23 protein-coding genes are annotated in these 26,084 nt (G+C 69.6%); 12 read left to right on the forward strand and 11 right to left on the reverse strand.

Annotated elements, in window-relative coordinates:
* Positions 1 to 40: 40 nt before the first annotated feature.
* Positions 41 to 397 carry a hypothetical protein gene (locus ACFLIM_RS44880; protein WP_393175995.1) on the reverse strand — a complete coding sequence of 119 codons (357 nt, stop codon included), beginning with the start codon at positions 395 to 397 and terminating at the stop codon, positions 41 to 43.
* A gap of 177 nt (positions 398 to 574) precedes the next feature.
* Here ACFLIM_RS44880 and pdxR point away from each other — a divergent pair, with 177 nt between their 5' ends.
* Entirely contained in the window at positions 575 to 2,014 is a 1,440-nt protein-coding gene (gene pdxR, locus ACFLIM_RS44885; protein ID WP_393175997.1) for a MocR-like pyridoxine biosynthesis transcription factor PdxR, read from the forward strand.
* Between the two features lie 49 nt (positions 2,015 to 2,063).
* Here the strand turns inward: pdxR and ACFLIM_RS44890 are convergent, their stop codons facing one another.
* Complete coding sequence (locus tag ACFLIM_RS44890; protein WP_393175999.1) at positions 2,064 to 3,419, reverse strand: FAD-binding oxidoreductase; 1,356 nt, start codon at positions 3,417 to 3,419, stop codon at positions 2,064 to 2,066.
* 225 nt (positions 3,420 to 3,644) lie between these two features.
* Here ACFLIM_RS44890 and ACFLIM_RS44895 point away from each other — a divergent pair, with 225 nt between their 5' ends.
* The 3 genes from ACFLIM_RS44895 to ACFLIM_RS44905 all read left to right on the forward strand — a co-directional run bounded on the left by ACFLIM_RS44895 (position 3,645) and on the right by ACFLIM_RS44905 (position 5,495).
* A complete protein-coding gene (locus ACFLIM_RS44895) occupies positions 3,645 to 4,829 on the forward strand; it encodes a DUF2786 domain-containing protein (RefSeq protein ID WP_393176001.1) in 1,185 nt (394 codons plus the stop codon).
* A gap of 142 nt (positions 4,830 to 4,971) precedes the next feature.
* Entirely contained in the window at positions 4,972 to 5,313 is a 342-nt protein-coding gene (locus ACFLIM_RS44900; protein WP_393176003.1) for a hypothetical protein, read from the forward strand.
* A 23-nt stretch (positions 5,314 to 5,336) separates the two neighbouring features.
* A complete protein-coding gene (locus tag ACFLIM_RS44905) occupies positions 5,337 to 5,495 on the forward strand; it encodes a hypothetical protein (RefSeq protein ID WP_393176005.1) in 159 nt (52 codons plus the stop codon).
* A gap of 226 nt (positions 5,496 to 5,721) precedes the next feature.
* Here the strand turns inward: ACFLIM_RS44905 and ACFLIM_RS44910 are convergent, their stop codons facing one another.
* The 4 genes from ACFLIM_RS44910 to ACFLIM_RS44925 all read right to left on the reverse strand — a co-directional run bounded on the left by ACFLIM_RS44910 (position 5,722) and on the right by ACFLIM_RS44925 (position 16,599).
* Positions 5,722 to 11,781 (reverse strand): RHS repeat domain-containing protein, encoded by a 6,060-nt coding sequence (locus ACFLIM_RS44910; protein WP_393176007.1) that lies wholly within the window; start codon positions 11,779 to 11,781, stop codon positions 5,722 to 5,724.
* A gap of 178 nt (positions 11,782 to 11,959) precedes the next feature.
* Positions 11,960 to 15,220: a LamG-like jellyroll fold domain-containing protein gene (locus tag ACFLIM_RS44915; protein ID WP_393176009.1), complete on the reverse strand. Its 3,261-nt coding sequence runs from the start codon at positions 15,218 to 15,220 to the stop codon at positions 11,960 to 11,962.
* Between the two features lie 274 nt (positions 15,221 to 15,494).
* Positions 15,495 to 15,794, reverse strand: coding sequence for a LamG-like jellyroll fold domain-containing protein (locus ACFLIM_RS44920; RefSeq protein ID WP_393176011.1), 300 nt, complete (start codon positions 15,792 to 15,794; stop codon positions 15,495 to 15,497).
* A complete protein-coding gene (locus ACFLIM_RS44925; protein WP_393176013.1) occupies positions 15,781 to 16,599 on the reverse strand; it encodes an exo-alpha-sialidase in 819 nt (272 codons plus the stop codon). The genes ACFLIM_RS44920 and ACFLIM_RS44925 overlap by 14 nt, the downstream gene beginning before the upstream one ends.
* Before the next feature lie 538 nt (positions 16,600 to 17,137).
* Between ACFLIM_RS44925 and ACFLIM_RS44930 the strand changes: the two genes are divergently transcribed.
* The 8 genes from ACFLIM_RS44930 to ACFLIM_RS44965 all read left to right on the forward strand — a co-directional run bounded on the left by ACFLIM_RS44930 (position 17,138) and on the right by ACFLIM_RS44965 (position 20,574).
* The gene (locus tag ACFLIM_RS44930; protein ID WP_393176101.1) at positions 17,138 to 17,326 is read left to right on the forward strand and encodes a hypothetical protein; all 189 of its coding nucleotides are present in this window, start codon (positions 17,138 to 17,140) and stop codon (positions 17,324 to 17,326) included.
* Positions 17,327 to 17,382: 56 nt separating this feature from the next.
* The gene (locus ACFLIM_RS44935; RefSeq protein ID WP_393176095.1) at positions 17,383 to 17,673 is read left to right on the forward strand and encodes a hypothetical protein; all 291 of its coding nucleotides are present in this window, start codon (positions 17,383 to 17,385) and stop codon (positions 17,671 to 17,673) included.
* A gap of 158 nt (positions 17,674 to 17,831) precedes the next feature.
* Complete coding sequence (locus ACFLIM_RS44940) at positions 17,832 to 18,518, forward strand: hypothetical protein (protein ID WP_393176015.1); 687 nt, start codon at positions 17,832 to 17,834, stop codon at positions 18,516 to 18,518.
* 3 nt (positions 18,519 to 18,521) lie between these two features.
* On the forward strand, positions 18,522 to 19,013 hold the full coding sequence (locus ACFLIM_RS44945) for a TlpA family protein disulfide reductase (protein ID WP_393176017.1): 492 nt from the start codon (positions 18,522 to 18,524) through the stop codon (positions 19,011 to 19,013).
* Positions 19,010 to 19,501 carry a hypothetical protein gene (locus tag ACFLIM_RS44950; protein WP_393176019.1) on the forward strand — a complete coding sequence of 164 codons (492 nt, stop codon included), beginning with the start codon at positions 19,010 to 19,012 and terminating at the stop codon, positions 19,499 to 19,501. Before ACFLIM_RS44945 ends, ACFLIM_RS44950 begins: the two co-directional genes overlap by 4 nt.
* Before the next feature lie 3 nt (positions 19,502 to 19,504).
* Positions 19,505 to 19,648, forward strand: coding sequence for a hypothetical protein (locus ACFLIM_RS44955; protein ID WP_393176021.1), 144 nt, complete (start codon positions 19,505 to 19,507; stop codon positions 19,646 to 19,648).
* An 18-nt stretch (positions 19,649 to 19,666) separates the two neighbouring features.
* Complete coding sequence (locus ACFLIM_RS44960; RefSeq protein ID WP_393176023.1) at positions 19,667 to 20,212, forward strand: hypothetical protein; 546 nt, start codon at positions 19,667 to 19,669, stop codon at positions 20,210 to 20,212.
* Positions 20,209 to 20,574, forward strand: a complete 366-nt coding sequence (locus ACFLIM_RS44965; protein ID WP_393176025.1) for a MauE/DoxX family redox-associated membrane protein — start codon at positions 20,209 to 20,211, stop codon at positions 20,572 to 20,574. The genes ACFLIM_RS44960 and ACFLIM_RS44965 overlap by 4 nt, the downstream gene beginning before the upstream one ends.
* A gap of 56 nt (positions 20,575 to 20,630) precedes the next feature.
* Here ACFLIM_RS44965 and ACFLIM_RS44970 read toward each other — a convergent pair whose 3' ends face one another.
* The 5 genes from ACFLIM_RS44970 to selA form a co-directional block, all read right to left on the reverse strand.
* Complete coding sequence (locus ACFLIM_RS44970; RefSeq protein ID WP_393176027.1) at positions 20,631 to 21,734, reverse strand: hypothetical protein; 1,104 nt, start codon at positions 21,732 to 21,734, stop codon at positions 20,631 to 20,633.
* 27 nt (positions 21,735 to 21,761) lie between these two features.
* Positions 21,762 to 22,271 (reverse strand): SigE family RNA polymerase sigma factor, encoded by a 510-nt coding sequence (locus ACFLIM_RS44975; protein ID WP_393176029.1) that lies wholly within the window; start codon positions 22,269 to 22,271, stop codon positions 21,762 to 21,764.
* 336 nt (positions 22,272 to 22,607) lie between these two features.
* Complete coding sequence (locus ACFLIM_RS44980) at positions 22,608 to 23,114, reverse strand: rhodanese-like domain-containing protein (protein ID WP_393176031.1); 507 nt, start codon at positions 23,112 to 23,114, stop codon at positions 22,608 to 22,610.
* Positions 23,053 to 24,786, reverse strand: coding sequence for a selenocysteine-specific translation elongation factor (selB, locus tag ACFLIM_RS44985; protein WP_393176033.1), 1,734 nt, complete (start codon positions 24,784 to 24,786; stop codon positions 23,053 to 23,055). The genes ACFLIM_RS44980 and selB overlap by 62 nt, the downstream gene beginning before the upstream one ends.
* Positions 24,777 to 26,057, reverse strand: coding sequence for an L-seryl-tRNA(Sec) selenium transferase (gene selA, locus ACFLIM_RS44990; protein ID WP_393176035.1), 1,281 nt, complete (start codon positions 26,055 to 26,057; stop codon positions 24,777 to 24,779). The genes selB and selA overlap by 10 nt, the downstream gene beginning before the upstream one ends.
* Positions 26,058 to 26,084: the final 27 nt, after the last annotated feature.

The following is a 26,084-nucleotide window of genomic DNA, read 5'->3' on the forward strand; positions in this document are numbered from 1 at the left end:
AACTCGCTCTCGTGGACCAGCACACCCTCCGCGACCTGCCTCAGCACGAGCTCGCCTCCTTTGCATCCCGGATGGCGTAGCGATGCATCGTGACGCCCTGCTCGAACGATCGCTGCTCGAGCAGGTCAAGCTCGATCGGCACGTCGTAGTCGTCGAACAGCGGCCTGCCGAAGCCGAGGATTGCCGGGTGGGTGCAGTCATTGTCGACGTCCCAGCCGTCTCGACCTCCCAGCACGGCGCCGGTGGTCTTGATGTACTCGTCTTCCAGGCCCGGACGGGCTGACATCCCGGTCATCCAGTCCATGGTGTGGTTCGGCCCGGCCACGAAGCCGTCCAGGGACATCGTGAAGTGCCAGTGCACCTTCCCGCCTGTGGTCTGCGGCTCGGTGTCGTTCATGCGTCGCCTCCTGAGATCTGCTTGCGGTTTGTGACTTGTCGAAGAGAGATGGCTCCACCTAATCCCCGTGCCTCCGGCCAGGACCTCATCTGGATGGTTCGCCACCGAGGAACCCGGCAGGTCACTCAGCCTGGCAGGAATTGGTACACGCCGGTAAGGTCCGATCCTGTGGGGCGATTGAGGACCAATTCAGGGCCGGCCGAGGATCTGCTCATCGAGCTGAATCGCGACGCCGGGGTGCCGCTGCACCGGCAGATCGAGGCGTCCATCCGCGCAAGCATCCGGGCCGGTCGGCTGCGATCAGGCGCGTCGCTGCCGCCCACCCGCACCCTCGCGGCCGGTCTCGGGGTTTCCCGCGGGGTGGTGGTGGAGGCCTACCAGCAGCTCGTGGCCGAGGGCTACCTCGTCAGCCGGTCGGGCGGTTACACCCAGGTCGCCGCGCCGATGCCGCCAGCCGCCACCGCTGCCGACGGCGCGGGCTCGGCGGCCTCGATGGCGCAGCCGGCCGCGCGCAGAGCCGACTTCCGGGTCGACTTCGGGTACGGGCGCACCGACGTGTCGCAGTTCCCGCGGGCCGCCTGGCTGCGCTCGGTTCGTACCGTGCTCACCACCACGCCCAACGACCGGTTCGCCTACCTCGACGGGCGCGGCGTGCCGGAGTTGCACCGGGCCCTGTGCGACTACCTCAACCGGGTGCGCGGCACGTCGTCCGTCCCCGGCAACGTGGTGATCTGCAACGGCTATGGGCAGGGCATCTCGCTGCTGATCCAGGTGCTCGCCCGGCACGGCGCCAGGCGGATCGCCCTGGAAGACCCGTCGCCCGACGACGACGCCCGGGTGCTGGCCGGCGGCGCCGGTCTGGACGTGGTCGGCATCCCGGTGGGTCCGGACGGCGTTCAGGTCGATGCCCTCGACCGGGCCGACGCCGATGCGGTCGTGCTCACGCCGTCGCACCAGTGGCCCACCGGCGCAGTGCTGCCGGCCGCGGCGAGGGCCGAGGTGATCCGCTGGGCCAAGCGCCGCGGCGCGATCGTGGTCGAGGACGACTACGACGCGGAGTACCGCTACGACCGGTCGCCGGTGGGGGCCATGCAGGGTCTGGCGCCCGATCACGTCGTCTACTGCGGCACGGCCAGCAAGACGCTCGCGCCGGGGTTGCGGCTCGGCTGGCTCATAGTGCCGCCCCACCTGGTCGCCGACGTCGCCGCGGCGAAGGTGCTCGCCGACCGCGGCTCGCCGGTCATCGACCAGTTGACGTTCGCCGACTTCCTCGCCCGCGGCGAGTTCGACCGCCACCTGCGCCGGATGCGGCCGGTGTACCGCCGCCGCCGCGACGCGCTGCTGGACGGCCTGCGCACCCACCTGCCCGATCTGGAACCGGCCGGGGTCGCCGCCGGGCAGCACGTGGTCGCCTGGCTCCCGCCCGACCTCGACGAGGCGGCGGTGGTGGCAGCCGCCGCCCGGCACGGGCTCGGCATCCACGGCGTCGGCCCGTACCGGATCGCCGGCCCCGGGCCGGGTGGCCTGATCTTCGGCTACGCCATCCTCGGCGAGAGCGCCATCGCCGAGGGGGTCGCGCTGCTGGCGACAGCCATCCGAGAGGTACGGGGGCCCTGATCTCCACACACGCGGGTCCATGTCCCGGTGCGGCAGCAGGACATGCCCATCAGCGTGCCGGGCGGATGTTCTGGTTCAGGTGGAACACGTTGGCCGGGTCGTACACGGTCTTCACCGCGGTCAGCCGGGCCAGCTTCGCGGCCGAATACGCACGCCGCACGCCGCGCTGCCCATCGGCCAGCTCGTCGGCCGTCAACGAGTTGACGTACACCCCGCTCGCGTACGGTTCGAGCGACGCACCGGCGGCACGGGCGGCACCCATCCTGGCGTCGTCCTCGGCTGGGTCGGTCCAGCGGGAGCCGGCCCCGAACTCGAACATCGTGCCGCGGTGGCTGAACGCCGCGTCGGCGTCCGGCACATCGGCGATCGCGCCGCCGTGCGCCTGCAGGCCGACGCCCGGCAAGTACCGGCTCCCACTCAGGTCGGTGCCGCCGCGCAGCAGGAACGCCTCGATCGCCGCAGTGGGAAACCGCCGCAAGTAGAGCCCCTTGGAGTAGCGGCGGTAGGCGTGGCCGCCGGTGGAGTCGTCGCGTTGCTGAAGTTCGAGGTACGACGGCGCGGTGACGCGCGACGCGAGCGGACGCCCGAGCGCCCGCATCGCGGGGAGCAGCCGGCGGCCCTCGGCCGGGTCGCCGACCCACACGAACCCCAGCGTGGCGATCGGGCCGGCGGGGCCGCTGCCGACGCTGGCGGTGAACGTCGCCTGCCGGGGCGCGACGGCGTTCAGGTCGCGCCAGCCCTCGATGACCGGCACGGCGTCCTCGGCGCGGAAGTCGAACTCGGCGACCAGCGTCCGCGTGCCGGTGCGATGCAACTGGAACTCGAACTCGGTGACGATGCCGAAGTTGCCGCCACCGCCGCGCAGGCCCCAGAACAGGTCGGGGTTCTCGGTGCGGCTCGCGGTCACCACGTCCCCCTCGGCGGTGACCATCGTGTAGGAGACGACGTTGTCGCAGGCCAGGCCGTACTGGCGGGCCAGCCAGCCCATGCCGCCGCCGAGCGTGAGCCCGCCAACGCCGGTGTGCGAGACGTTGCCGGCGGTAGTGGCCAGGCCGTACGCCTGGGACGCCCGGTCCAGCGCGCCGAGCAGCGCGCCGCCCTGCACCCGGGCCCGGCGCCGGGCCGGGTCGATCCGCACGCCGCCCATGGGCGTCAGGTCGATCATGAGACCACCGTCCGGCACGGCGAAGCCGGCGACGTTGTGGCCGCCGCAGCGCACGCCGATCTCCAGGCCCAGTCCGCGGGCCATCCGCACGGCGGCGACCACGTCGGCGACGCCCGCCGCGCGGACGATCATGCGTGGACGCCGGTCGACCATGGCGTTCCAGACAGTACGGGCGCTCTCGTAGCCATCGTCGCCGGGCGTGAGGAGCCGGCCCTCGAAGCGGGTCGCTTGCGTCGTCATGCCACTCAGCCTGGCAGGATTGGTACAGAGTATAAGGGCCGATTTTGTAGGCGAATCGAGGACCAATTCAGGGTCCCGAGGATCTGCTCATCGATTTAGTACCCAGTACCCAGGGTCAGCCGGGGTCGGTCAGGACCTCGCCGCCTTCCGCCGCGCCGGTGAGCAGGGGACGAGGCTCCGTCACGGTAGAGTTCGGGCGGACTTTCTTTAAGGTGGACGGCACGTGTGTGTAAGGCTAATGAGCTGATCGGCGCGGCGATGGAGGCGCTTGCCCGCGAGGATCAGGCGGCCTTCGACTCCGCCGCCGCCTTCCTGGCCGACCGGGACGACGCCGATCGCGTGCTGGTGGAGGTTGTGACCCGTGCGATCTCGGGGTTGTGGCGGAACGGCTGGCAGCCCGCCGACGTGGTCAGGATCGCGGCCAGGCGGCTGACCGACTGGCACGGGCGGGCGGCGGCTGACCTCATCGCCTGGGAGATGCGGGCCTACGCGCCGGCCACGGTGGATGAGCGCTGGCGCGACCAACTCGCCGGCCTGGAGGCCGCGGTGTGGTGGAAGGGCGGCTACCTGGCGGCGCGGCAGGCACGCGACCGGGCCAGCCGGCTGGTGACCGTCTCCGGTGTGCTGGAACTGCTGGGGTTGCTGACCGGGCTGCCGCGGCTGGAGTCGTTGAGCCCGCGGCCCGGGGCCGCTCGCTGTACGGTCCAGGCACGCTCGCACGCGGTCAGCGAGAAGACGCTCGCGCGGGTGCGGGCGCTGCTTGCCAAGGCGGAGTCAACGCCGTACGAGGCGGAGGCGGAGACGTTCACGTCGGCGGCGCAGAGCTTGATGGCGAAGTACAGCATCGACGCGGCGATGCTGGACGCGCAGCCAGGCGGAGGCGCGGCCCCGGCGGGCATCCGGGTCGGCATCGACGCGCCGTACGAGCAGCCCAAGGCCGTGCTGCTCGACCTCATCGCCGAGGCCAACAGGTGCCGGGTGATCTGGTCGAAGGAGCTGGGGTTCGCCACCGTGCTGGGGTTCTGGCCGGACCTGTCCTGGGTGGAGATGCTGTTCACCTCGCTGCTGGTGCAGGCGCAGACCGCGCTGGTGAACACGGGCACCAAGAAGCACGGCACCGGCCGATCGAGGAACAAGACGTTCCGCCAGTCGTTCCTATCGGCGTTCGCCTCCAGGATCGGGGAGCGGCTCACCGAGGCCACGGCGGGTGCGGTCTCGCAGGAGAGCGCCAGTCGGCGCACCGACCTGGTGCCGGTGCTGGCGGCCCGCGAACAGGAGGTGGAGCAGGCGGTCGAGCGCATGTTCCCGAACCTGGTCTCGCACGCGGTCCGCACGTCCTGGGACCGGGAGGGCTGGGCGGCCGGCCGTACCGCCGCCGATCAGGCCAGCCTCGGGGCGCGAGACCGATAGCGCCTGTATCCCTAATGCTGGGGATATCTTTTTCCTAGCGGTAGCCATCCAAGGACGCGACGACACGGATCCGACAAGACAAGGCTGAATGCTGAGCTTGAGAAGCTCTCGCGCCTGCTCCTGCCGTCGTTGACGGTGGGATGTGGAGGTGGCGCAGATGGCAATGGCTCATGTGCAGGTCAGCAGGAGATGCGGTTGTGTCGATCCCGAAACCGGACGTCAGCGAGGGACGCAGTGTTCGCGCCTGTCGGTGGATGACGAGCACGGCAGCTGGTATTTCGCGGTGCAGCTACGCAGCCTGGACGGGCAGCGGCAGCGCATCCGCCAGGGCGGTTACGCCGACCGCGAGGAAGCCGAGACCGCCGGCAAGGCGCTGGTCAGCGCTGACCGCGACGGCGAAGGGGCCGGATGCACCCTCGAGCTGGCCGGCCGGTGGCCTGGCGCGACACGCCGGGAGCACGCTGGCGCGGCTTTCGCACGGTAGCCATCGACGGCACCAGCCTGCACGTGCCCGACACCGCCGCGATGGCCCGGCGCTACCCCAAACGCAATGGCGAGCATCTGGAGTTCGGCTACCCGCTGCTGCGCCTGGTCGTGGGCGTCCTTGGCTCGGTAGGTGAACCTAGGGTGTTTCCTCCGGGAATCCACGTGATGGACGGCGGATAACGACCGTTTTGGGACGGCGCGGCAAGACCGCCCTGAACTTCTACCTCCTGGGCCAGACTTGACCAGCAGCGTGACCGCTCGGTGGACACCCGCCGTAGCGGGTGTCCACCGAGCTCAGTCAACCGGTGGACGCCCGGCATCTCCCGCGTTCCGCTGGACCGACTGAACGATCAGGGGGCCGCGATGCTCGCCCCAGGGGCGCCTGGCGATCGCGGCCCGGGCCGCATCACTCCGGTGGCCGCTTGAAGAAGCCTCGGATGAAACCGGCGACGAACGCCGCGCCCCGCCCCACGTCGTTGTAGTCGCCGACCTTCGGCAGCTGCCCTACACCGGTGCCGATGTGTGAGGAGTACTTGTCCTGATATTGAAGTCCAACTTCGAATCCCTTGTTCACACGGGGGTATCGGATCGCGGCCCGCTGGACAAAGCCCTGCCTGGCGACTCTCGCGGGCTGCGACCGCTGCTGGCTCGCCGGTGAGCGCTGCGCCCTGGGCGGCGATTGCCGTTGGGCTGCTCTGTGACTGGTCGGACGGTTGGCGGGCCGTTGCCTGACGTTGGTACGGGGCCTGCCGGCGCGCCTGGTCACCGCCCTTGCCGCAGCCTGGGCTCGTCGCCTGGCCGCCGCGGCTCGGCGCGCCGCCTCTGCCGCTCTTCGCCTGGCCGCCGCGGCGGCGGCCTTCTTCGCCTCCTCTGCGGCCTTCTTCTTGGCCAGTTCGGCGGCCTTCTTCTTCGCGAGTTCCGCGGCCTTCTTCTTGGCCAGTTCCGCGGCCTTCTTCTTCGCGAGCTCGGCGGCCTTCCGCTTGGCCAGTTCCGCGGCCCTCCGCTTGGCCGCCGCGATGGCCGCACGCCTGGCCGCGGCGAGCGCCGCCCGTCTGGCGGCGGCTATGGCCAGTCTTCTGGCGATGATCTGCGCGGCGATCCTGGCCGCGATGATGGCCGCGAACCAGATGAACTGCCCGTCGGGGTCGCTCATGGTGACGGGGCTGTTGTTGGCGTAGGCGTAGGCGTTGAGCTGCTGCGGGTCCTCCTCGTCGATGATCGGGTCGACCGAGACGAAGCGGCCGTTCTTGGCGTCGTACTCGCGGGCGCCGAGGTGGACGAGCCCGGTGGTCTCGTCCTTGGTTCCTCCGACGAACCCGCGTTGCCCCGGCCACCATGACGGTGGCGCCCCACGGTCCTCGCCGAACGGCGTCATCCTCCTGACCGCCAGGTCTCCCGAGGAGGCGTTCACCGCGGCCTGCGCCGTGCCCTGGTGGTCGTTGGCCAGGAAATACACCTGGTTGTCCGGAGTGCGTACCGCGATCGGCTCGCCACCGATGGTGTAGTAGCGGGTCTGCTCGACGACATCCTTGGCATAGTCGAAGCGCAGCTCCATATCGTCGATGTAGAGCGTGGCGTCGGCCGGGGTCTTGCGGATGAGCCGGTCGCCGTCGCCGTCGTAGACGAACGACGTGGTCTTGCCCGCCTCGGTGACCGACTCCAGGTTGCCTTCGGCGTCCCAGATCAGGGCCTGGTCGGAGGTGCCGACCTTGCGCCTGGTGGTGTTGCCCGCCTCGTCGTAGGCGAACAGGTCCGGCCCGACGGTCTGCAGCGCGTGCGGCTGCTTGCCGCCCGCCGCCGGGTAGGTGGAGGTGCGTACGGTCTCCGCCGCGCCGCCCCAGGCGTGCTTGGTCTCCTTGGTCCGGTTGCCGGTGACATCGTAGTCGTAGCTGACCGCGTACGGGGCCACGCCGCCGATCACGCCGGCCTGCGGCGAGCCGCTCGCGCAGTCGTCCGTGGCCGTCCACGCCGAGGTCAGGCGGCGCAGATGGTCATGGGTGAAGCACTGGGTGTCCTGGCCGCCGGCCTTCTCGGCGATCTTGGTGATGTTGCCGGACGCGTCGTAGGTGTAGTTGAGGTCGAGGTCGCTGGCCGCGGCGCCCGCCCGGTCCAGCCGCATGCTGGTCAGCCTGCGAGTGGCCTCGTCGTGGGTGTAGGTGAGCCAGGTCTTCTTGGTCCCCTCGCCCAGCTCGTGCTGGAGGGTCTCGCCCATCTTGGAGTAGCGGGTCGCGGTCACGTACGCCGACAGCCCGGCGACCTTGGTCGGCTGGCCGAGCGCGTCGTAGCTGTAGACGACCGACTCGTCCGCCAGCCCGCCGGCGGCCGGGAAGCTGACCGACTGGACCTGGTCATCGAGCGTGTAGCGGGTGTTGAGCACGTACGAGCCTGCCAGCTTGCCCTCTCGCTCGGGAACGGTGACGGTCTGGCGCAGGGCGCGATAGTCGGAGTCGATCGCGTTGATCTCCGCCTTGTACGCCTGCCCGCCCACGTAGCGGATGCTGGCGTTCAGCTCTCCCTTGGCCAGCGCGTCGTACTTCCACTCGGCCAGCAGCGTGCCGGTCGCAGAACCCTCGCGCATCTGCGTCTTGCGGCCCAGGGCGTCGTAGCCGTACCACAGCGTCTTGCCACGCGCGTCGGTGGTGGTGACGATCTCGTCGGCGTCGTTGTACGTCGTCGTGGTGACGCCCTTGTCGGGGTCCTCGGTCTTGATCTCCCGGCCGCGCAGGTCGTAGTGGTGGCGCCACACGTTGCCCGCCGGGTCGGTCACCGTGGATAACCGGTCGGCTTGATCGTAGGTGTATTTCGTGGAGTCGTACTCGCCTGTCGGGGTGGTCCCCTTGTACTGGCGCAGCTCGATGAGCCGGTCCTCGGCGTCGCCGATGCGGGTGGTCGTCGTGCCGCCCGGCGGCGGCGTCACGTGGGTCCGGTCGCCGTCCTGCGTGGCGGACACCCGGTACTTCTCCACGCCCTTCGCCTTGAGGATCTCGGCGTTGACCTCACCTGTGCCGTCGAAGAGCGACACGACCTGGTTGGGCACGTCGGTGTCGGCCACCGCGAGCAGGCTGGTGGCCGGCGTGCCGGTGGCGAAGTAGCCGGTGTTGGACTTGAACTGCTCGCCTTGCGAGTTGTAGAAGGTGTCGGTGATCGTCCGGCCGTCACGCAGCGCGGGATCGGTCGCCTGATCGTCCGGGGGCGCCGGCTCCTGGGTCTGGCGCTCGCGCATCAGGCCGTCGTGCAGCTCGTGGCTGGCGGTGTAGCCGCCGTCGGCGCGCAGCGTCTTGGTGGTCACGATGCTGGGACCGTCGGTGCGCACCGTGTAGGCGTACTCGGTGCTGGGCGACTGTGCGGCCGCCTTGCTGCGGTCGGGCTGCCAGACCTTGATCAGGCGGCCGAGCGGGTCGTACTCGAGGTCGACACGGCGGTTGTTCGCGTCGATCTCGGCGACGGGCTCGCCCCAGGCCGGTTCGAGCAGGGTGCGCTCGACGTGGCCGAGCTGGTTGGTCTCCGTGGTCTCCGTCGCCGGGGCGCCCGCGGCCGGGCTGTAGGTGGTGACGGACTTGGTGCCGACCGGGTCCGTCTCGCTGAGCTCACGGCCGTAGGCGTCGTAGGTGCGGATGCTGCCGATGATCGTCGAGCCGTCCGCCGCGACGAGCTCCTGGACGGTGGTCACGTCGCCCTTGGTCGGCGCCAAGCCATATGCCTGGCCGTCGTACTGGGCCTTCTCGTCGGAGATCACTTCACCGGTGGCCAGCGTGGAGACGGCGGTGCCGCAACCGGCGGCGACCTTCTGGATCCTGCTGGGGTAGTCGAGCATCCACGCCGTGTCGTTACGGGCGTAGGACAAGCGGGTGCACCGGTCATCGCCGGCGCTGGCCAGATCGCCCTTCTCGTCGACCTGCAGGAGCAGGCCCTTGGCGTCGTACGAGCGGTCCTCGCCGGTACGCCGCCACGTGCCGCCGGCCAGGGCGGTGCGGGTGACCATGGACTTGGGCTGGACCACGTGCGCGGCCTTGGTGACGCCGCCCTGCGTGGACTCGGCGGTCTTGACCGACCACGGCTCCTCGGCGGTCGCGGTCAGGATCGCCCCGCCGTCGCCGTTGAAGAGGATCTCCTCCCGCTCGAACCCGGCCAGCTGGTCCAGGTCGTCCAGCTTGACGCCCTCGGTGTCGGTGACCTGCGCGACGCGCTTGGAGCCGTCGGCCTGCTTGTCGCCGTGCATGCCGCTGAAGTACCGGAACTCCGTGAGCGTGCGCTTGGTGTCCTGGCCGTCGCCCTCGCGGACGCGTACCCGGCCGTAGCCGCGGTAGTCCGACCACGTGCGGTGCTCGGGCTTGACCAGGATGTTCTCGGCATAGCGCCAGCCGGCGCCGTCGAGATACTCGTAGTCGGTGACCACGTTCGGCGAGCCCGCGACCCGGTCGACCTCGATCATCTGAGTGACCAGGTACTTGTGGAACCAGTCGGTGACCTCGGCCTCGTTCGGCGGGGCCCAGCGCTGCGGGAAGCAACGCCTGGTGTTCTTGTCGGGCGCCGGCACGTCGCCTGGCTTGCAGTCGGCCGGCGAGTAATTGACCCGCAGCTCGCCGCCGGACTCGTTGTTGACCGCCTGGACGCGCCACTTGACCAGCGGCGCGCGGCCCTCCAGGGCGTCGACCCGGTTGGCCAGCTGGATGCCGGTGAACGTGATCGGGGGCAGTGAGAGCGTGCCGCCCACGTGACCGGTCTGCTGGATCGAGGCCAGCCACAGCGCCGGGCTCATGCCGTCGCCCGAGGCGGGGAACTGGTGCGTCAGCGCCCAGGAGTCCACCGCGCAGTACTGCGCCGCGGCGCACTTGGCGGTGTCGGTGTTGAGGATCTGGGTGGTGACCTTGGTCAGGCGCTTGCGGGTGAAGAACGTCGGGGACAGGCGATCGACGCACTTCACGCCGGAGTCACAGATCTGGTCGAAGGGGACGTCGGGCCAGGAGGCGGCGGTCTCCTTCTTGAGCTGGTCGGCGGCGCAGGTGATGGTCCCGCCTGGCAGGCAGCGCTCGGCCACGTCGAACACGACCCGGGAGGCCGGCGACTTGGTGAACAGCTCGTTCTTCAGATAGCCGTAGTCGATGCGAGTGAGGTAGCCGCCGCGCACGTACGGGGTGCCCAGCTCGGGCTTCATGTTGCGGCCGTAGTAGTTCGTCTCGCGCTCGTACCAGTACGTGGTGGCGTTGCCGTGGGTGTCCACCTCGTAGTCGAGGTTCCACCGGTAGGCCTGCTGGCACCAGGCGTTGGCCGGGGTGGTGGAGTAGCAGGGCTCGCCGCTGTTGTTGCCGAACACCGGCACGGTCTGCACCGACTTGGTCTCCGGCTTGCCGCTGACCCAGCCGGGCAGGCGGTTCAGGCCGAAGGTGAACTGCGTGCCGTCGGCGGTGGTGACGCGCCAGTACTCGCCGTTGTTGTCGCCGTTCGAGGCGCCGGTGAGGTATTCGATGCGGGTGCCGTCGTCACGCTTGGGCCGCCACTGCTTGCTCGTGGCGTCCTTGATCAGCTCGACGGCCGAGTCACCCAGGGAAAGAGTGGCGTTGTCCTGGTCCCAGCACAGGTCGCCGGTCTTCTTGCCGTCGATCATGCAGGACTTGTAGCGGCGCTCGACGTAGCCGCTGGGGTTCAGCTCGAAGCCCTCACCGGCCCAGGACGGCTGGTTGTTGGTGGAGGCGGTGCGCCCGTCCACGCTCTGCGAGGAGTAGCCCAGCGACACGCCAGGCTCCTCACCGCCCAGCGCGGGAGGCGTGCGGAGCTCGTAGCCCCAGGTGAAGTCACCGGACTGAGGGCCCACACTCCACTTGGCCGAAGCCGCCAGAGACGTGGCGGCGTGATCGCCCGACGGGCCGGACGCGGCCGCGGTGAGCGCGTACAGGCCGTCCGTCTCGACCTCGGCGGTCACCGTGCCGTTCTTCGCGTTGTTCTCGCTCTTGACCGGCTGCGGCGCGGGGCAGCCGGCCGCGCCGGTGAGCGCACACTCCTCCAGCTTGACCACGCGCAGGCGGGTTCCGTAGTCGCCGCCGTAGGCGTACCGGAAGCCGGAGTAGTCGATCTCCAGACGGGACTTGGAGGTCTTGGCCGCCGCGGTCGCCACCCCCTGGCCCGGCTTGACCCGCATGGCCAGGCCGAGCAGGTCGGTGCTGAGCAGCTCGACGCTGACCGGGTCCGAGGTCTGCGCCGCCTTCGCCGTCCCCGCCGCCAGCTTCACGGGGAAGCCAGCCGCCAGGGTGGTGGCGGAGCCGCCCAGCTCCGCCTTCTGGGGTTTGGGCCAGGTGACGCCGGGCGGTGCCTTCCACGCCTGTTTGGCGGCCGGATTCTCCAGCGGCGGCTGGACGGGAACCTTCCCGCCCTTGACCGGCGCCTCCTTCTGCACGGACGGAGCCGAGCGAGGAGCCGCGTAGGCGGGCAGGGCGTACGTGAGGGGGATCGCCATGATGATCGCGATCATCGGCGCGAGCCTGCGTGGCCAGTGCGATTCGGGCTTGGTTCCCTCGAACCGATTCCAGGAGGAATCTGGGCGATCCGGCGCTCGGGGTGTTGGTTGAAGGCCGTTCCATCGGGATTCGGGCAGCTCTAACTCACTCGGCAGGTCCATGAACCTTCTCCAGGGGGTGCTGGACGGGGACTTACTGTGCGGCTAGTTGAGCGATCTGTTCGGCGCTGAGCACGCCGTCGTACGTGCGGACGTCGTCCACGGTTCCCGGCCAGTAGCCGGTGAGGACTCCCGCGGTCTTGGTGCGGCCCACTTGCAGCGGGCCGGTGGCGTTCCAGGTGCTCAGGTGGCCGGTGACGGTGGTGGTGGACAGGCGGCCGTTGACGTAGACGCGGAGCTCTCCGGCCAGTGGGTCGTACACGCCTGCCAGGTGCGTCCATTCCAGCGGAACCGGAACGGCGTCGGAGCGGGTGCGTACGAGGGCGGCGGTGTCGGTGTCGGCGGCGGCCATGCCCAGGGCCCACCGTCCCTGTTCCTTGTCGTAGCCGAGCTGGAACCCGGCGGCGCGGGTCCCCGGCTGGGCCACGGCGGCGGTGTCGCGGGTGGGCAGGTAGTCGAGCTGGGTCCAGGCGGCGACGGTGAACCCCGTCCTGGTGTTCACGGCGGACGTGGCCGTCTGGGCGGCGCCGGTGACCCCGTCGAGCGCGAGCGCGCCGTCCAGCCAGCCGTCCGTCCACGAGGCGGCGCCGGTCAGCGTCGCGGCCGTCGCCCGGCCCGAGGAGTCGGCGGCCGACAGGCCGGACTCCTCATCCAGCCTCCAGTGCCCGACCAGCGTGGCGGCGCTGTTGACCAGGTCGGCGACCTCGTCGGCGAACATGGCCCGGCCGTAGGCGCGGACCTCGTCGATGTCGCCGGGCCAGGCCTCCGCCGGGACGCCGTTGACCTTTCCGCGGCCGATCGTCAGGGGTCCGGTGGCGTTCCACGGCTGGGTGCAGGCGACCGACGACTCGAGGCGGCCGTTGACGTACAGCGACAGCTGGCCCGCCGCCGAGTCGTAGACGCCGGTCAGGTGGGTCCACTCGTTCAGCCGCGGTGCCGCCACGGACAGGGCGCCCACGGAGGTCGCGGCGTCCGCGTCGGTGCCGGTGCGCATCAGCGCCCAGCGGTCGTGTGTCTTGGAGTATTGCAGGGAGAAGGCCCCGGTCCTGGCGCCTTCCTGGGTGACGACCGTGGCGGTGGCGTTCGTGCTGGTCAGGCGGGCCCAGGCGGTGACGGTGAAGTTCTTCGACGTGTCCACCACCGGGCCGGAGGTCTGCGCGTAGGCGTTGGCCAGGCGCAGCGCCGTACCGGTCCTGCCGCTCGTCCACGTGGCACCGTACAACGTCGCCGGGTGGGCACCGGCCGCGTCGGCGGCCACCGTGCCCTGGCCGTCGTCCATCGCCCAGTGGCCCTTCGCGACGCTTCCCGCGTTGACGTTGAAGACGTACGTGCGGATCGGGCCCATCTGCCCCGCGCGGTCCCTGCTGCGCACCGATAGCACGTTAGGGCCGTCGTGGCGCGGGCTGAGCCGGATCACGGCCGTGCCGTCAGTGCCGGAGGCGGCCTCCGCCTTGGGCGCGGTGTCCAGCCCGTAGAGGTAGGTGACGACGTCGGTGACCCCGTTGGGGGCGAACGCGAACGAACCCGCCAGGCCCACGCCGTCGCTCCAGGCGTTCTCCGCGTACTCGGGTGAGGACACCTCCGGCTCCCTGCCGGGGGCGGTCGCGTCCACGGTCGCCTCGCACCAGGGGCTCCACGCGCTGTTGGCCTGGCCGTCCTCCGCGCGCACCCGCCAGCGGATCAGCGAGCCGTCGGCGAACACGCTCAGCGGGATGGTCGCGGAGTAGGCGATGCCCGTCGATCCCACCGCGGTGAGGTACTCGCCCGACTTCACCCCGTCGGCCCGGTACCACTCGAACCGGCCCCTGACCGAGTTGTCGACGTCCTTGAGCTTGGCCCACAGCTTGGGCGTGGCGGTGCTGATGACCGGCCGCCCGTCGCCGGAGACGCAGGGGCCGCCCGGGTCCGACCACGCGTCGGCGGCCACCGGGTCGGCGGGCAGGGAGTTGTACTCGATGACCAGGCTCGGGTTGTTCTTGAACTTCTTCCAGGCGTACACGTCGCTCTCGCTGGTGGCGCGGATGCCGACGGTGATGTTGGCCCACTTCTTGGCCGCGGCGTCCACGACCTGCGAGGTGACGTCGAACTCGACGCCGCCGGGCAGGCAGGCCGAGCCCCAGCCCTTGGCCACGTTCACCGTGGACAGCTTCCTGACCCACGTGGGCTGGTTGTTCCAGGTGGTGCTCTTGCTGATCGTGTTGGTCGCCCAGGCTTCAACCCCACGGGCGCCGCACGAGTACGACCACGTCTCGTACGTGCGCAGCGTCCCCTTGATGATCTGCTTGCCGTGGATGGCCGAACCGGTGTTCATCTGGAAGAACGAGCGGTTGGTCTGCGAACTACTGATCTTCCCGACCCTGGCGACGTCGCTGGCGTTGAGGTAGTTGGAGCTGGGCCAGTTGCGCCAGACCGACGTCCACGCACCGCGCGCGGCGGAGAAGTACGGGTCCAGATAGACGGGGTAGCGGGTCTTCGGGTCCGCCATCATCTTCTTGTCCGGCCGGAGCCGCATCTGCCTGCCCGCCAGCGTCACGCCCATCATGGACTGCCTGACCTCCGGGGAGCGGCCTTCCTTGAGCGCCTGCGGACTCGTGATCCCCTCGGAGTCCCACATCATGGGGGCGGGCGCGATGAAGATGGTGCCGCCGTTCGCGTCGACGGCCTCCAGATTGCCCGCCTGGTCCGACTTCAGCGACAGGCCGCTGACGGACAGCGGGTACGCCAGTTCGGTCAGCTTGGCCCCGGCGACTCGCGACTTGACCACCAGGACGTGGGAGAAGCCGTCCACGTCCGCGGTGACCTGGAGGTCCACGCTGGGCATGACCTCGGGGTAGGTGGCGGTGTCACCGTTCAGGGTGGGCTTGGGCAGCGTGCCCGGCCAGCCGATCTCCAGGGACTTGCCGCCGCGCGACAGGCGGGCCAGCGGGGCTCCGCCGCCGCCGGAGAACGTCAGGCCGGCCGCCGTGGCGACGGGCTCGACCGCGCCGTCGGGGCGCAGGCGGAGCGTGGTGTCCACCGGCACCCAGCGGCCGGCCTGGCGCACGCGGACCGGGCGTACATGCTGTTCCATGGTGAGGGTGCCGCCGGGCTGCGCGAAGACCTGGCGCGTCTCGCTGCGCATCGACTCGACCTCGACCGGCCGGCCCGTGCGCCTGGCCACGGCCAGCGCGACCTCCTCGGGTCCCGTCCCGGCAGACGGCCGTGCCGCCGCGGGGCCCGCGCTCGCGGCCGATGACGCTGACGGTTCGGCCCCGCCGGACGTTGTCGCCGAGGTGGCGAGCACTACCGCTGCCATGACCAGCCCACTTAATACCCGCATCGGACCTCGCATGTCGAGCAGGGGTCCGCGTGGAGCCAGGAAGGGCCCAGGCAGCTCCATGATCTTTGGTTGATGTTCGGATTCTCACCCTGGCCACGACTCAGGTCCAGACCTTTTGTCATACTGATCAAAAATTCCTTCAGAGTTCTGATTTATCCGGAAAGTAAATGCCCGTCGTGATCTGACCACCGGGCCTCCGTCGCCCAGGCCACGGACATCGCGACGTTCGATACGCCCTTCCGGCGGCGGCTCACATGCGCCCGTAGCTCTCACTGGTGATCACGTCGAACGGTAGCCAGAGCACCGGGGTCGCTCCGGCAGGCACGGTGCCGCTCTGCAGCGAGCCCACGACGGTGGCACTGAGCGCCTGCTGGAACACCCGGACCTCGTCGAGTGAGCCCTTCAGCGGCTGAGTGCCATCCGGCTTACTTCCCAGGCGGAACCCCTGGACGGCGAACGTGTCGGTGGTGATCAGGGCACCGGCGCCCAGCGTCGTCGTGCCCTTCTGGACGGCATCCAGATAGAGGGTCAGCGATTCACCCGAGCGCACGAGAGTGACCTGGTGCCACTTGTCGTCCCCGAAGGCGGTCCGGCCCAGCACGGTGTCGTCGGCCAGGAGCCTGACATTCGCCGCGTTGTGCGCCGTGCCAGACCGCGGAACCGTCGGCTTGGGGATCCATGTAGAGGTAGCCGGCGTAGTCTCCGTCTTGTGTCTTCTGGTGGGCGCCCACGACGAGTCGATCGTGATGCGCTCCGCCCGTGAGCTGGATGCCGTGGCCGGGTCCGGTCGCGAACCAGTTCGAGCCGATGGCGCCCGAGGTCAATGTCACCTCCAGCTTCGTGGGCCGGCTCCAGGTGAGCCCGTAGTCGCGGCTCTCCTGCACCCACGGGATTCTGGGGTAGCTGTTGTTCACCGGATTCGAGGTGGACAACAGGTAGATGGTGCCGGACGTCAGGTCCGCCACCGCCGCCGAGTTGGTGCGCCCGACCGGCGAGCCGGCCTGCATCCCGGCAGGCACCGGGCCGGCACCGTAGGCTCTGGGTGCGACGTCACCGCTGGGAACGACCCTGATCGGACTCCACGTGCGACCGTCATTGGTGGATCGGCGTACGACGAGGTCGAAGTCGCCACGATCTCCACAGGACGGCGCTTTGCGTCCCTCGGCGAAGGCCAGGAGGGAGCCGTCCTTCGTGTGCACCAGTGTGGGGATCCGGTAGCACCCGTAGCCACCGGTGCCCGACTTGAAGAGGACCTGCTGCTGCCCCTCAGGGATCGAGGAGGCTACCTCGGTGCCGCTCGCCTCGGCCGGGGACGCGGCGCTCAGGCCCGCGGTGCACAAGGCGAGCAACGGCACCAGGGCGACGCGTAACCAGCGGCGCAGGCCTTTGCCCGTCTCCCCATTGCTTTTCGAAAGCCTTGTGGCGAGAACTCCTGCACGGACTGCCGAGCCCGAAGGAGAAGCCATCGGCGCGCAGACCTGTAGCGCAACACCTAGCGCCCGCCTTTCGCGTAGCCCTAATTCTCGTACCGATATCGCCGCACTCCACGCATGCCGTTGACAGCAGACACAAATGACCTGGGACACGAAGAGCCGACCCCGTCATCATGTGAACAGAGGCTTGTTCAATTACCAGAGAATTATCAATGAATTCGGCAAGGTCGAGAGATGATCATCATCTGTCGGCGTCAATTTAGGCGCTGTCAAAGTAGAGCGTCAATAACTCGCGACGCCTGGGTTATGAGCTTCTCCATGCTTTCCCACGCCGGGGCTTACACGGCTGAGAGTGATCCGGCGCCTCAGATGTGACATCGGCGGCCGAATGTGACCTATATCACTCTCCTTGACCACAGGCCGATCGCCGGCACCCCGCCGTCGTGAGCTCGTGGACGGCATGCGATCGTCTGCATGGCTCGAACCGCCGCCCGGCCCGGCCAGCGTCTTCGTGGAGAAGGAGAGCGTACGGCTGGCGCTGATCGCCGCCCTGAAGGAGCTGGAGGCGGCGGGAGAACGTCGCTCCCTCTCGCGGCCAGTCCGGCGATTCGACCGGCTCCCGGCCGGCCCGGGCCCGGTGCGACGCTGACCCAGAAGATCCAGCGGCATCACCAGGCCTCGGATGAGATCTACGGCGCGCCGCGTATCCACGCCGATTTGCGCGACCTCGATGGGGATCGGGTGGGCCGCAAGCGGGTGGGCCGGCTGATGCGCGTGACCGGGGTGAGCCGACGTAAGGGGTGCCGCACCACCATTACCGATAAGCGGACCGCACCCGATCTCTCAGCAGGTTACGGGCCTGCTGATTCATCAGCATCGCCGCCCTCCTGTCATGCGACGTGGCATCACCAGGCAGCGCCCACCATCCCTGGCCGATCACGATCGAAAACCCCGGGGGCTTCTGAAGGTCCCCTGCGCTTCTCCCTGCAAGCCTGACCATCATAGGAATGCGATCAAGGAAAATCCAGCGTTGACTTTCAAGATCGACCCTGCCAGCTTGAACGTGATCGTTTTGTCTGGAAAGGACGAAAATGGGACAACATTCAACTGTCCGTGCGGTAGACAATTCTTTAGTCACTCTCGACCTGGAAGGCGTGACTGCCGAGGAATTGCACTCCTGGACCGGACACGTCCGCTACACCCCGCGATACGGCGGCAAGGAGAACACCTCTGACGTCTGGGCGCTGGAGCTGGCGCCCAAGACCTCGCTGGCCTCCGGGGTCAACTCGATCCGCGGCACCGAGCGGGAACGCTTCGCCTACAACGGCGGGGAAGTCATCATCTACGCCTGCGGCGACATTCCCGATGGCAGGTGGGTGGCCTGGGTCGGGCCGTGGCACATGGTGCACGGCATGTTCTACGAGCCCGAATGGGAGGCCAACGACTTCATCAAGACGCTCGCCAGGGTTCAATGGACCGACACGCCCGAAGGCATGACCGCCGCTCCCGGCAGGCGCTTCAACCTCCAGCGGGCGACGTACTTCCTGCCCGTGGCAGGGGTGGGAAACCTGCAGGTCGAACCGAAGAACCTGGCCTTCGCTCAGGTGCCGAGCTGGCGGGGAATGAGCACCCCGGCCGGCGAGGTGTGGCGGGTGAGCAGCGTCGAAGGGCCGAAGCACGAATCGCTCATGCTGGTCACCGAGACCGCGGTGGTCACGCTCGACCCGTGCGACGTCCCGCGCAAGGGTCAGCCGGGCGTGGCGCCGCTGGCCGGGACCGACGCGATGGCGACCGGGGCCGACTTCCTGACCAAGGTCAAAAGCGTCACCTGGGGAGCATGACAGGTGGAACCGATCACCGCCGCTGTCATCATCCTCTTCGTCCTGTTCGCCTTGCTGCTGGCCGCCGGAGCCGGGCTGTATCGCCGGGTCAAGGAGCTGGAGCTGGCTGCCTACAGCGGCGTGGGTGTGAAGTTGGCCCAGGAGAGCCTGTCCATCGGCCGGCCGGGCGTCACCACGATCGTTGCCAAGATCAATCGCCGTTGTCCCGTCTGCGAGGAGGTGGTGGCGGCCATCGCCAAACTGGCCCCCGACCTGCCCGACAGCGTGAGCTTCACCGTCGTCTCCGACGATCCCGCCTTTGACAAGAAGCTCCCCGAGAGCGTCCAGCTCATCAAAGATCCCGAGATCTGGCGCTCGATCAGCGTCCCGTTCACGCCGGCGCTGCTCGTCGTCGACGAGCAGGGCGTAATCGTCTACACCACTCCCGCCGGGTCGGGAGACGTCGTGGCCGACATCGCCCGACGCGCGATCGCCAGAAAGGAAGTCTCGCTGTGACAGACATCTTGAGCCGGATCCCCAGCGCCAACGAGATGCCGGAAAACGCAGAACCCACTCAGGTCGCCCCGAAGGACAGCCGCTGGAGCCGCCGCAGGCTGTTCGGCACCATCGCGGGCGTGACCATCGCCGGAGGGCTGGGCGCGCTGGACCTGCTCCCATGGTCGAAGTCGAAGTCCGCTGAGGCGCTGACCGAATGGACAGACGGCTGTCACGGCTTCTTCAACTCCAGCTCGATCTGCGTTCCCAGTTCCGCCATCTACAGCGGCAACTGCGCGGGCAGCTGGCACAAGACCGATCTCTCCCACTGGAGCGGTTGCAACCGCTACCAATGGCAGCCGTACGCGAGCTCGTGCGCCGGGAGGAACGCCTGGCGCTGGACCTCGGGCACCAGGCGCAAATGTTCCGATGGCTACTACATGTATTACGACTGCGGCGGCACCAATACCAACATCACCCGGTTCTCCATCTGCAGGACCGCGATCTAACCGATGTCCACAGCCACTCGCCTGCTCGTCCCAGGGCTGACGGCCATCGTGGTGGCCGAGATCGCCGCCCTCTGGTACGGCCCCGGCGGCTTCGTCTGGCTCGCGGCCGCGCTCGTGGCGGGGTTCTCCCTGTCCGGCTCGGTTTGAAGCCTTAACAGCGCCTGGGTGCTGTCCTCGTCGGTCCGGCGGGGTTCTGATGCGGCCGGTTTCATCGTCGGCCTCTTTCTCGGGGCGTTCCCGACGGCGTTCGCTTTCATGATCGTCGGTTCGGTGGTCCGCTCTCCGCTGCCCGAACTCGTCTGCCAGATCCTGGCCGGGCTGGCCGTAGTGGTGTTCATCCTGCGGGAATTCGACGTGCTGAAGTTCCCGCTCCTGCAGAACGCCCGGCTGGTGCCACAGTTTGTGGCGATGACGCCTTTCTGGGGCTCAGTACAGTTCGGTGCGGAAATGGGCACCGGTATGCGTACCTACTCGCCGACCGGTCTGCCGCACATGATGGCAATCAGCCTTCTCCTGCTCGGCTCGTGGTCGGATGCGCTCCTGGCCGGTGCCGGGTTCGCGCTGGGCAGGGCTCTGATGCTGCTCACCTTCCTGCTCGCCCGGGACAAGATGACGGCGGACAAGGCCTTCAACTTCACCCTTCCGAAGCTGAAGCTCGCGTTCGTGCTCGCGTCGGCTCCCCTGCTGTTCATCCTGGTGGTCCTTCGGTGATTGTGCTCCTCGTCCGGTACGGCCTGGCCGTCATGCTCGCTCTCGCCGTACTGGGCAAGGCACGGCACTTCACCGCGTTCCGCCGAAGTCTGGCGCTGCCCTGGGCGGGCGCCTTCGCGATCCTGGTCGTGGAGGCGCTCGCCGTCGCGCTGGCGCTCTCGCCCGCGTCCCACCTGGTGGTCGGCATCGTGGCGACCGCCCTGGGCACGGCCTTCACCGTCGTGCAGACCTACCAGCTGGCCACCGGCGACCAGTCGGTCTGCCTGTGCTTCGGCGCCGCCGAGCGGGTCTCCGCGCGAAGCTGGTCCAGAGCCGCTGTGGTGCTTCTGGGGGGATTGATTCTGCTGGTGATTCAAGGTTGAGTGCGCCCGCACGGTCACGCCGTACCCACCGCCGGGAGGTCGTCATCGGAGACTCTTCAGTGCCGGGCCTGGCCAGGCAGCACCATCTGTACGTCCTTCGGCAGGTCGTACAGCGTTCGCGTGCCCGTATCCGTCCGCAGTTCCAGAGCCGATTCCGTCAGTACGCCGAAGCCGTCGCCGATGGGCGCGAGGGGCGTCTCGCCGGGGCTCAGCGGCAGGCGGTACAGCTCCCTGCCGTCGAGGTCGAACGCGATGACGACCGTGAGATCCGGTGCCACGGCGTAGACGCGCTCCCCGCGTACCTGGATCGCCGGACCGCCGTTCGCGGTGACGAGCGGGGTCGAGCCGGCGTCCAGCGTGATCCGTCGTCCGGTTCTCCCCACGGTCAGCTCGATCACGGCGGACCGCTTGCCATATCGGCTCTCGTCGAACAGCAGCGGTTCTCCTGAGGCCAGCATGCCGAGCGGCTCGGATCCAGAGGGAAGGCGGAGCGCTGTGACGGTGCCGTCGGCCGGATCCACTTGGGCATAGGCTCCCACGTCGCCGCTGGTGTGGTGGCCGAGTACGAGGCGGCGTCCATCGGCCGACCAGGCCCACGGGCTGTAGACCGCGCCCGGTGCGCTCTTCGGTGGCGCGTCGATCACATGGACGGCGTCGCCGATCAGGTCGCGCAGTTCGTATCCGGCCCCAATGGGCAGGCCGAGCCAGCGGCCGTCAGGCGAGAGGGTGATGTTGCCCGGCGGGAACACGGTCTGCTCGCCCAGCAGACGCTGACGGCCGTCGGCGAGCACCAGATAGGTCGGGCACCCGTACGTGCAGCTCGTGTAGACGAGCAGGCCGGAGGCTCCGGCAGTGCCCTCGGGGAGCGGGGACGCACTCGCCGGCGGCCTCACGGTGAGCGGCCCCGCCGTACCGGGCGCGGCCTCGGCCGTCGCAGAGGTCATGACCGCGGTGACCGGGCCGGCCTGGGACGATCTCCACGGACCGTAACCGACCACTCCCGCCACCGTCACCATGGCGAGAACCGCGGTCACCGTCGCGCGCCGAGCCCTGCGACGGCGGACCGTGGCGGCGACCGTCGCCGGGTCGGCGTAGTCGCGCGCCTCCAGCTCCAGCTCGCGGTAGGCGGCGCGCAGCATCTTCGTTTCCTTGCTCTCCATGGGAACGGCCCTTCTGTGGTCCGGCGTTCACGGGCGCGCCTCCTCGACGGCCCCGAGCAGATCGGGTGCGCTCTTGCGCAATCTCCCGAGCGCGTCGTGGATGTGCCGTTTGACCGTGCCGAGCGAGCAACCCAGCCGCGCGGCGATCTGATCCTGCGGGAGGTCCTCGTAAAAGCGCAGGTAGAGCACTGCTCGCTGCCGGGGTGTCAGTACGGCGAGCGCCCGGGCGAGCATGAGCCTCCGGTCGCTCTCGGCAGAGCCGTCGGCCATGGCCTGCTCGGGCACTTCGGCCGCGGCGAAGAACCTCAGGCGCCGTGGCCTACGCCAGGTTCGGAGTTGATTCAGCATGACGGTGCGGACATACGCCTCGGGGTTGCCGCCTGCCGAGACCCTCTGCCAGCGTACGGCGGTCTTGGCCAGTGCCTCCTGCAGCAGGTCCGCGGCCGTGTGGTGGTCGCCGGTCAGCAGGAACGCCGTCCGCGACAGTGCCGTGCCTCGGGCGACCACGAACTCGTGGAACCCCTCAGGATCTCTCACGGGCGCCTCTCACCTCACGAATACTTTCACTGAGGTAAACCGATCTCGGGCGTGAAAGGTTGAGGGCGGCGGAGCTGAAATTTTATTTGCGTTGAGCCTTAGCCGCGCCCATGAACCGACGCCCGCGCCAAACGAGGCCGACCGGACGGCGGCCCCCGCACGCGAGCGGCCGGCCCGGCATTGACCGGCGTCTGACGGAGCCGATCCGGCGGCCGACGTGATCGGAACCTCCTGCGCGTTACGGAGGTAGCCGTTACGCCGGGCTGGATCGTGGGCGCCGATCAGCGACGGCTCGCCACCATCGCGAGGAAGCAGCTCACGGGTTCAAATGGCCTCTCACCCGCGGCCGACAGGTCCACGGCGTCCGCCTTCAGCGCCTTCTCCCGGGCCGCGCGGCGCCGTGGGCCGAGCAGGGCGGAGTGTCGGCAGACCGGCCTCCACCCACGCGTCGAACCCGCCGATGACATCGGTGGCGTTGTACAGCCCGAGCTCCCGCAGCACCGCCGCGGCCAGCGAGGACGAGTACCCCTCGGCACAGATCACGATCCAGTGGATGTCGTGGGACGTGGCTTCGGGAATGCGGAACTCGCACGTGGGGTCGAGCCGCCATTCCAGATGGTTGCGCTCGATGACGACGGCCCCGGGTATCTCCCCCGCGGCCCGGCGCTGAGACTCGGGACGGGTGTCCGCGATCATCCCACCGCGGCGCACGGCGGCCCAGGCCTCGGCGGGATGCAGGCGGTGGAGCCCCGCGAGCGTCCGTGCGAGCAGCCGGTCGACTTCAGTCGCGGGGGCGGCATACTCGCAGGTCGTTGTCGGTCCGCCGGGTGATTCCACGGGCATCGAGGCACTCCAGGAGAGGTAGCGCGACGCGGCGGCTGGTGGCCAGGGCGGCCCGCGCATCGCTGACGGTGAACGGTGACGGAAGCCGCGACAGCGTGTCCGCCGCCCTGTCCAGCGCGTCGGGCAGCAGGACGACGTTCTTCCCGATCGACGTCACCACTCCCGAGCGGAGCGCGGCCGCCAATGCTTTGCCTGTCAGGCCGAGTTCGTCCAGACGCTCGGCGGTGGGGGCGTTGAAGGGATGCTCGGTGAGGTCGGCGGTCAGCTCCGCGACCGCCTTGGCGATCGCGGGAGGCAGCGACCCGCCAGCGGGGAGGATCCGCCCGGCATCGATCACCAGAGGCGGTACGACGAGCGCCTCGGCGAGTCGCCGATCGGGCAGGCCGAGGAGCTGGGCGGCGGCATCCACGGTGATGCCAGGATCGAGCGGCGGCCGTCGCGCGACGTGGTCGGTGAGACGGCGTCCCAGCGACGACCAGTGCCCGGGATCGGCGTACCAGTCGCCGGCCACGGGCGAACCGCCGGGCGGGCATCCCATTGCGGTGAGCTCACCTCCCGTCAGCAGGCCGTGCCAGCGCAGCAGGGCCGCGGAGTCGGGCAGGTCCACCTCGCCGAGCGCGACCGCCCTGGCGGCCGCGGCACCCCGGCGCCGCAGTGCCACGGGACGCACGTCCAGCACGCGGAGTCCGGCGACGATCTCCCGCCTGCCGGGGTCGCGGAGCAGGCCCCGGTCGCCGGTCCTGAGCGGCAGGGAGTGGCTGAGGGTGAGCCTGACGGTGTCGGCGCCCAGGACGCGTAACCTGACGGGAACGGCGGCCGATCCGATGTGGAGGACGGCGTCCCCCCGGTGGTTCATGCCGGAATCCAGCCGTACGTCGATGACCTGGGTGGGCATCCAGGCATCCGGTGTCACCAGCGCCATGCCGCGGGACAGGTCGTCACGGCCGACGCCGCGGAGGTTGACGGCGACGCGGGCGGTCGCGGAGACCTGCTCCGCCTTCTCGCCGAGTGTCTGGAGGGCGCGGACCCTGATCCGCTGCCCGCCCGCGTCCAGCTCGTCGCCGACGCGGAGAGTCCCCCTGGTCAGCGTTCCGGTGACGATGGTGCCTGCCCCTGTGACGGTGAAGACCCGGTCGATCCACAACCGGACGGCGCCCCCGGTGTCCGGCTCGGGGAGAGTGGCGGCGAGCCTGGCCAGGGCGTCTTCCAGCTCGGGCAGTCCCTGCCGGGTCCGCCCGCTGACGACGACGCCGCCGATCCCCGCCAGGCCGGTCCCTTCCAGGTGACCACGGGCCTCCTTCAGGGCACGCTCCGGGTTCGCGAGGTCGGCCCGGGTGATGACCACGAGGCCGTGCCGTACGCCCAGGACCTCCAGCGCGGCCAGGTGCTCGGCCGACTGGGCCTGCCAGCCTTCGTCGGCGGCGACGACGAACATCACCGCCGGACACGACCCCACTCCGGCCAGCATGTTGGTGACGAACCGCTCGTGCCCGGGGACGTCGACGAACGCGATCCGTTCACCCGATCGGAGCGTGGTCCAGGCGAACCCGAGATCGATGGTCATGCCGCGGCGGCGTTCCTCGGCCCAGCGGTCGGGCTCCATCCCGGTCAGCGCCCGGACCAGCGTCGACTTGCCGTGGTCCACATGCCCGGCCGTGGCGATCACCTGCACACGTGCTCCACCGCGGCGGCGATGATCTCGTCCTGACCGGGCTCCACCGCGCGCAAGTCGAGCACCAGCCATCCATCGGTCACCCGGCCGATCACCGGAGGATCGTAGGAACGCAGCCGCGCGGCCAGCTTCTCCTCCACGGCGATTCCCGCACTGGGCAGTTCGACTCCTGGCGCGCCCCCGCCACCGACCCTGGCGACGGTCGCAACCGCCTCCGCGCGGCCGCCGAGCCGGCGCGCGAGGCGTTCGGCGCGTTCCCTCAGCTCGGCGACGCTCGCGTGGAGCGAGCGGTACACCGGCGGCCGCGGGCCACGCAGGGTCGCTTCCAGCGCGGCCAGGGTGAGCTTGTCCACCCGCAGCGCGCGGGCGAGTGGATGGCGGCGCAGCCGTTCCACGAGGTCGGCGTCGCCGAGCAGGAGGCCCGCCTGCGGGCCGCCGAGCAGCTTGTCGCCGCTGGCGGTGACCAGCGCCGCTCCCTGGAGCAGCGCGCCGGCCGCGTCCGGTTCACCGGGCAGCAGCGGTTCCGGGCGCAGCAGGCCCGAGCCGATGTCGGCCACCACGGGCGGCCCGATCGTGGCGAGCTCCTTTATGGAGACCTCGGAGGTGAATCCCTCGATCCGGTAGTTGGACGGGTGCACCTTGAGGATGAAGCCGGTCTCCGGGCCACAGGCGTTCTGGTAGTCACGCAGGGCGGTCCTGTTGGTGGTGCCGACCTCGCGGAGCCGGCAACCGGTGGACTCCAGCAGCTCGGGCACGCGGAATCCGTCGCCGATCTCCACCAGCTCGCCCCGGCTGATGACGATCTCCTTGCCCCGCGCGAGCACCGTGGCGGCGAGCACGAGTGCGGCCGCGTTGTTGTTGACCACGTGCACGGCCCCCGCCTCCGGCACGGCCTGCGCCAGCGCGGCCAGAACCGTACGGCCGCGGCGGGCGCGGCGGCCGTCGGCGAGGTCGAACTCGACGTCGGTGTAGCCGCTGGCCGCGGTGACCGCCGCGACGGCGGCCGGCGAGAGCGGGGCGCGGCCCAGGTTGGTGTGCACGAGCACACCGGTGGCGTTGACGACCTGCCGGAGGCCGCCGGCGGTCGCCGGGAGGAGGGCGAGCGCGGCGTCCACGGCGCCGCCGGGGTCGGCGAGGCCCTCGCGGACCCGTTGCTGGGCGTTCGCCACCGCGGTCTTGACCAGGTGACGGCCGAGTGTCTGCTGCGCGGCGGCCAGCCGGAGATCGGCCAGCATGACATCGGTCCTCGGCACAGAACTTCGTCGATCCACTCGTGACCATCCCCGGAACTCGGTGAT

This window comes from Nonomuraea marmarensis (assembly GCF_043197025.1).
Taxonomy (GTDB): domain Bacteria; phylum Actinomycetota; class Actinomycetes; order Streptosporangiales; family Streptosporangiaceae; genus Nonomuraea; species Nonomuraea marmarensis.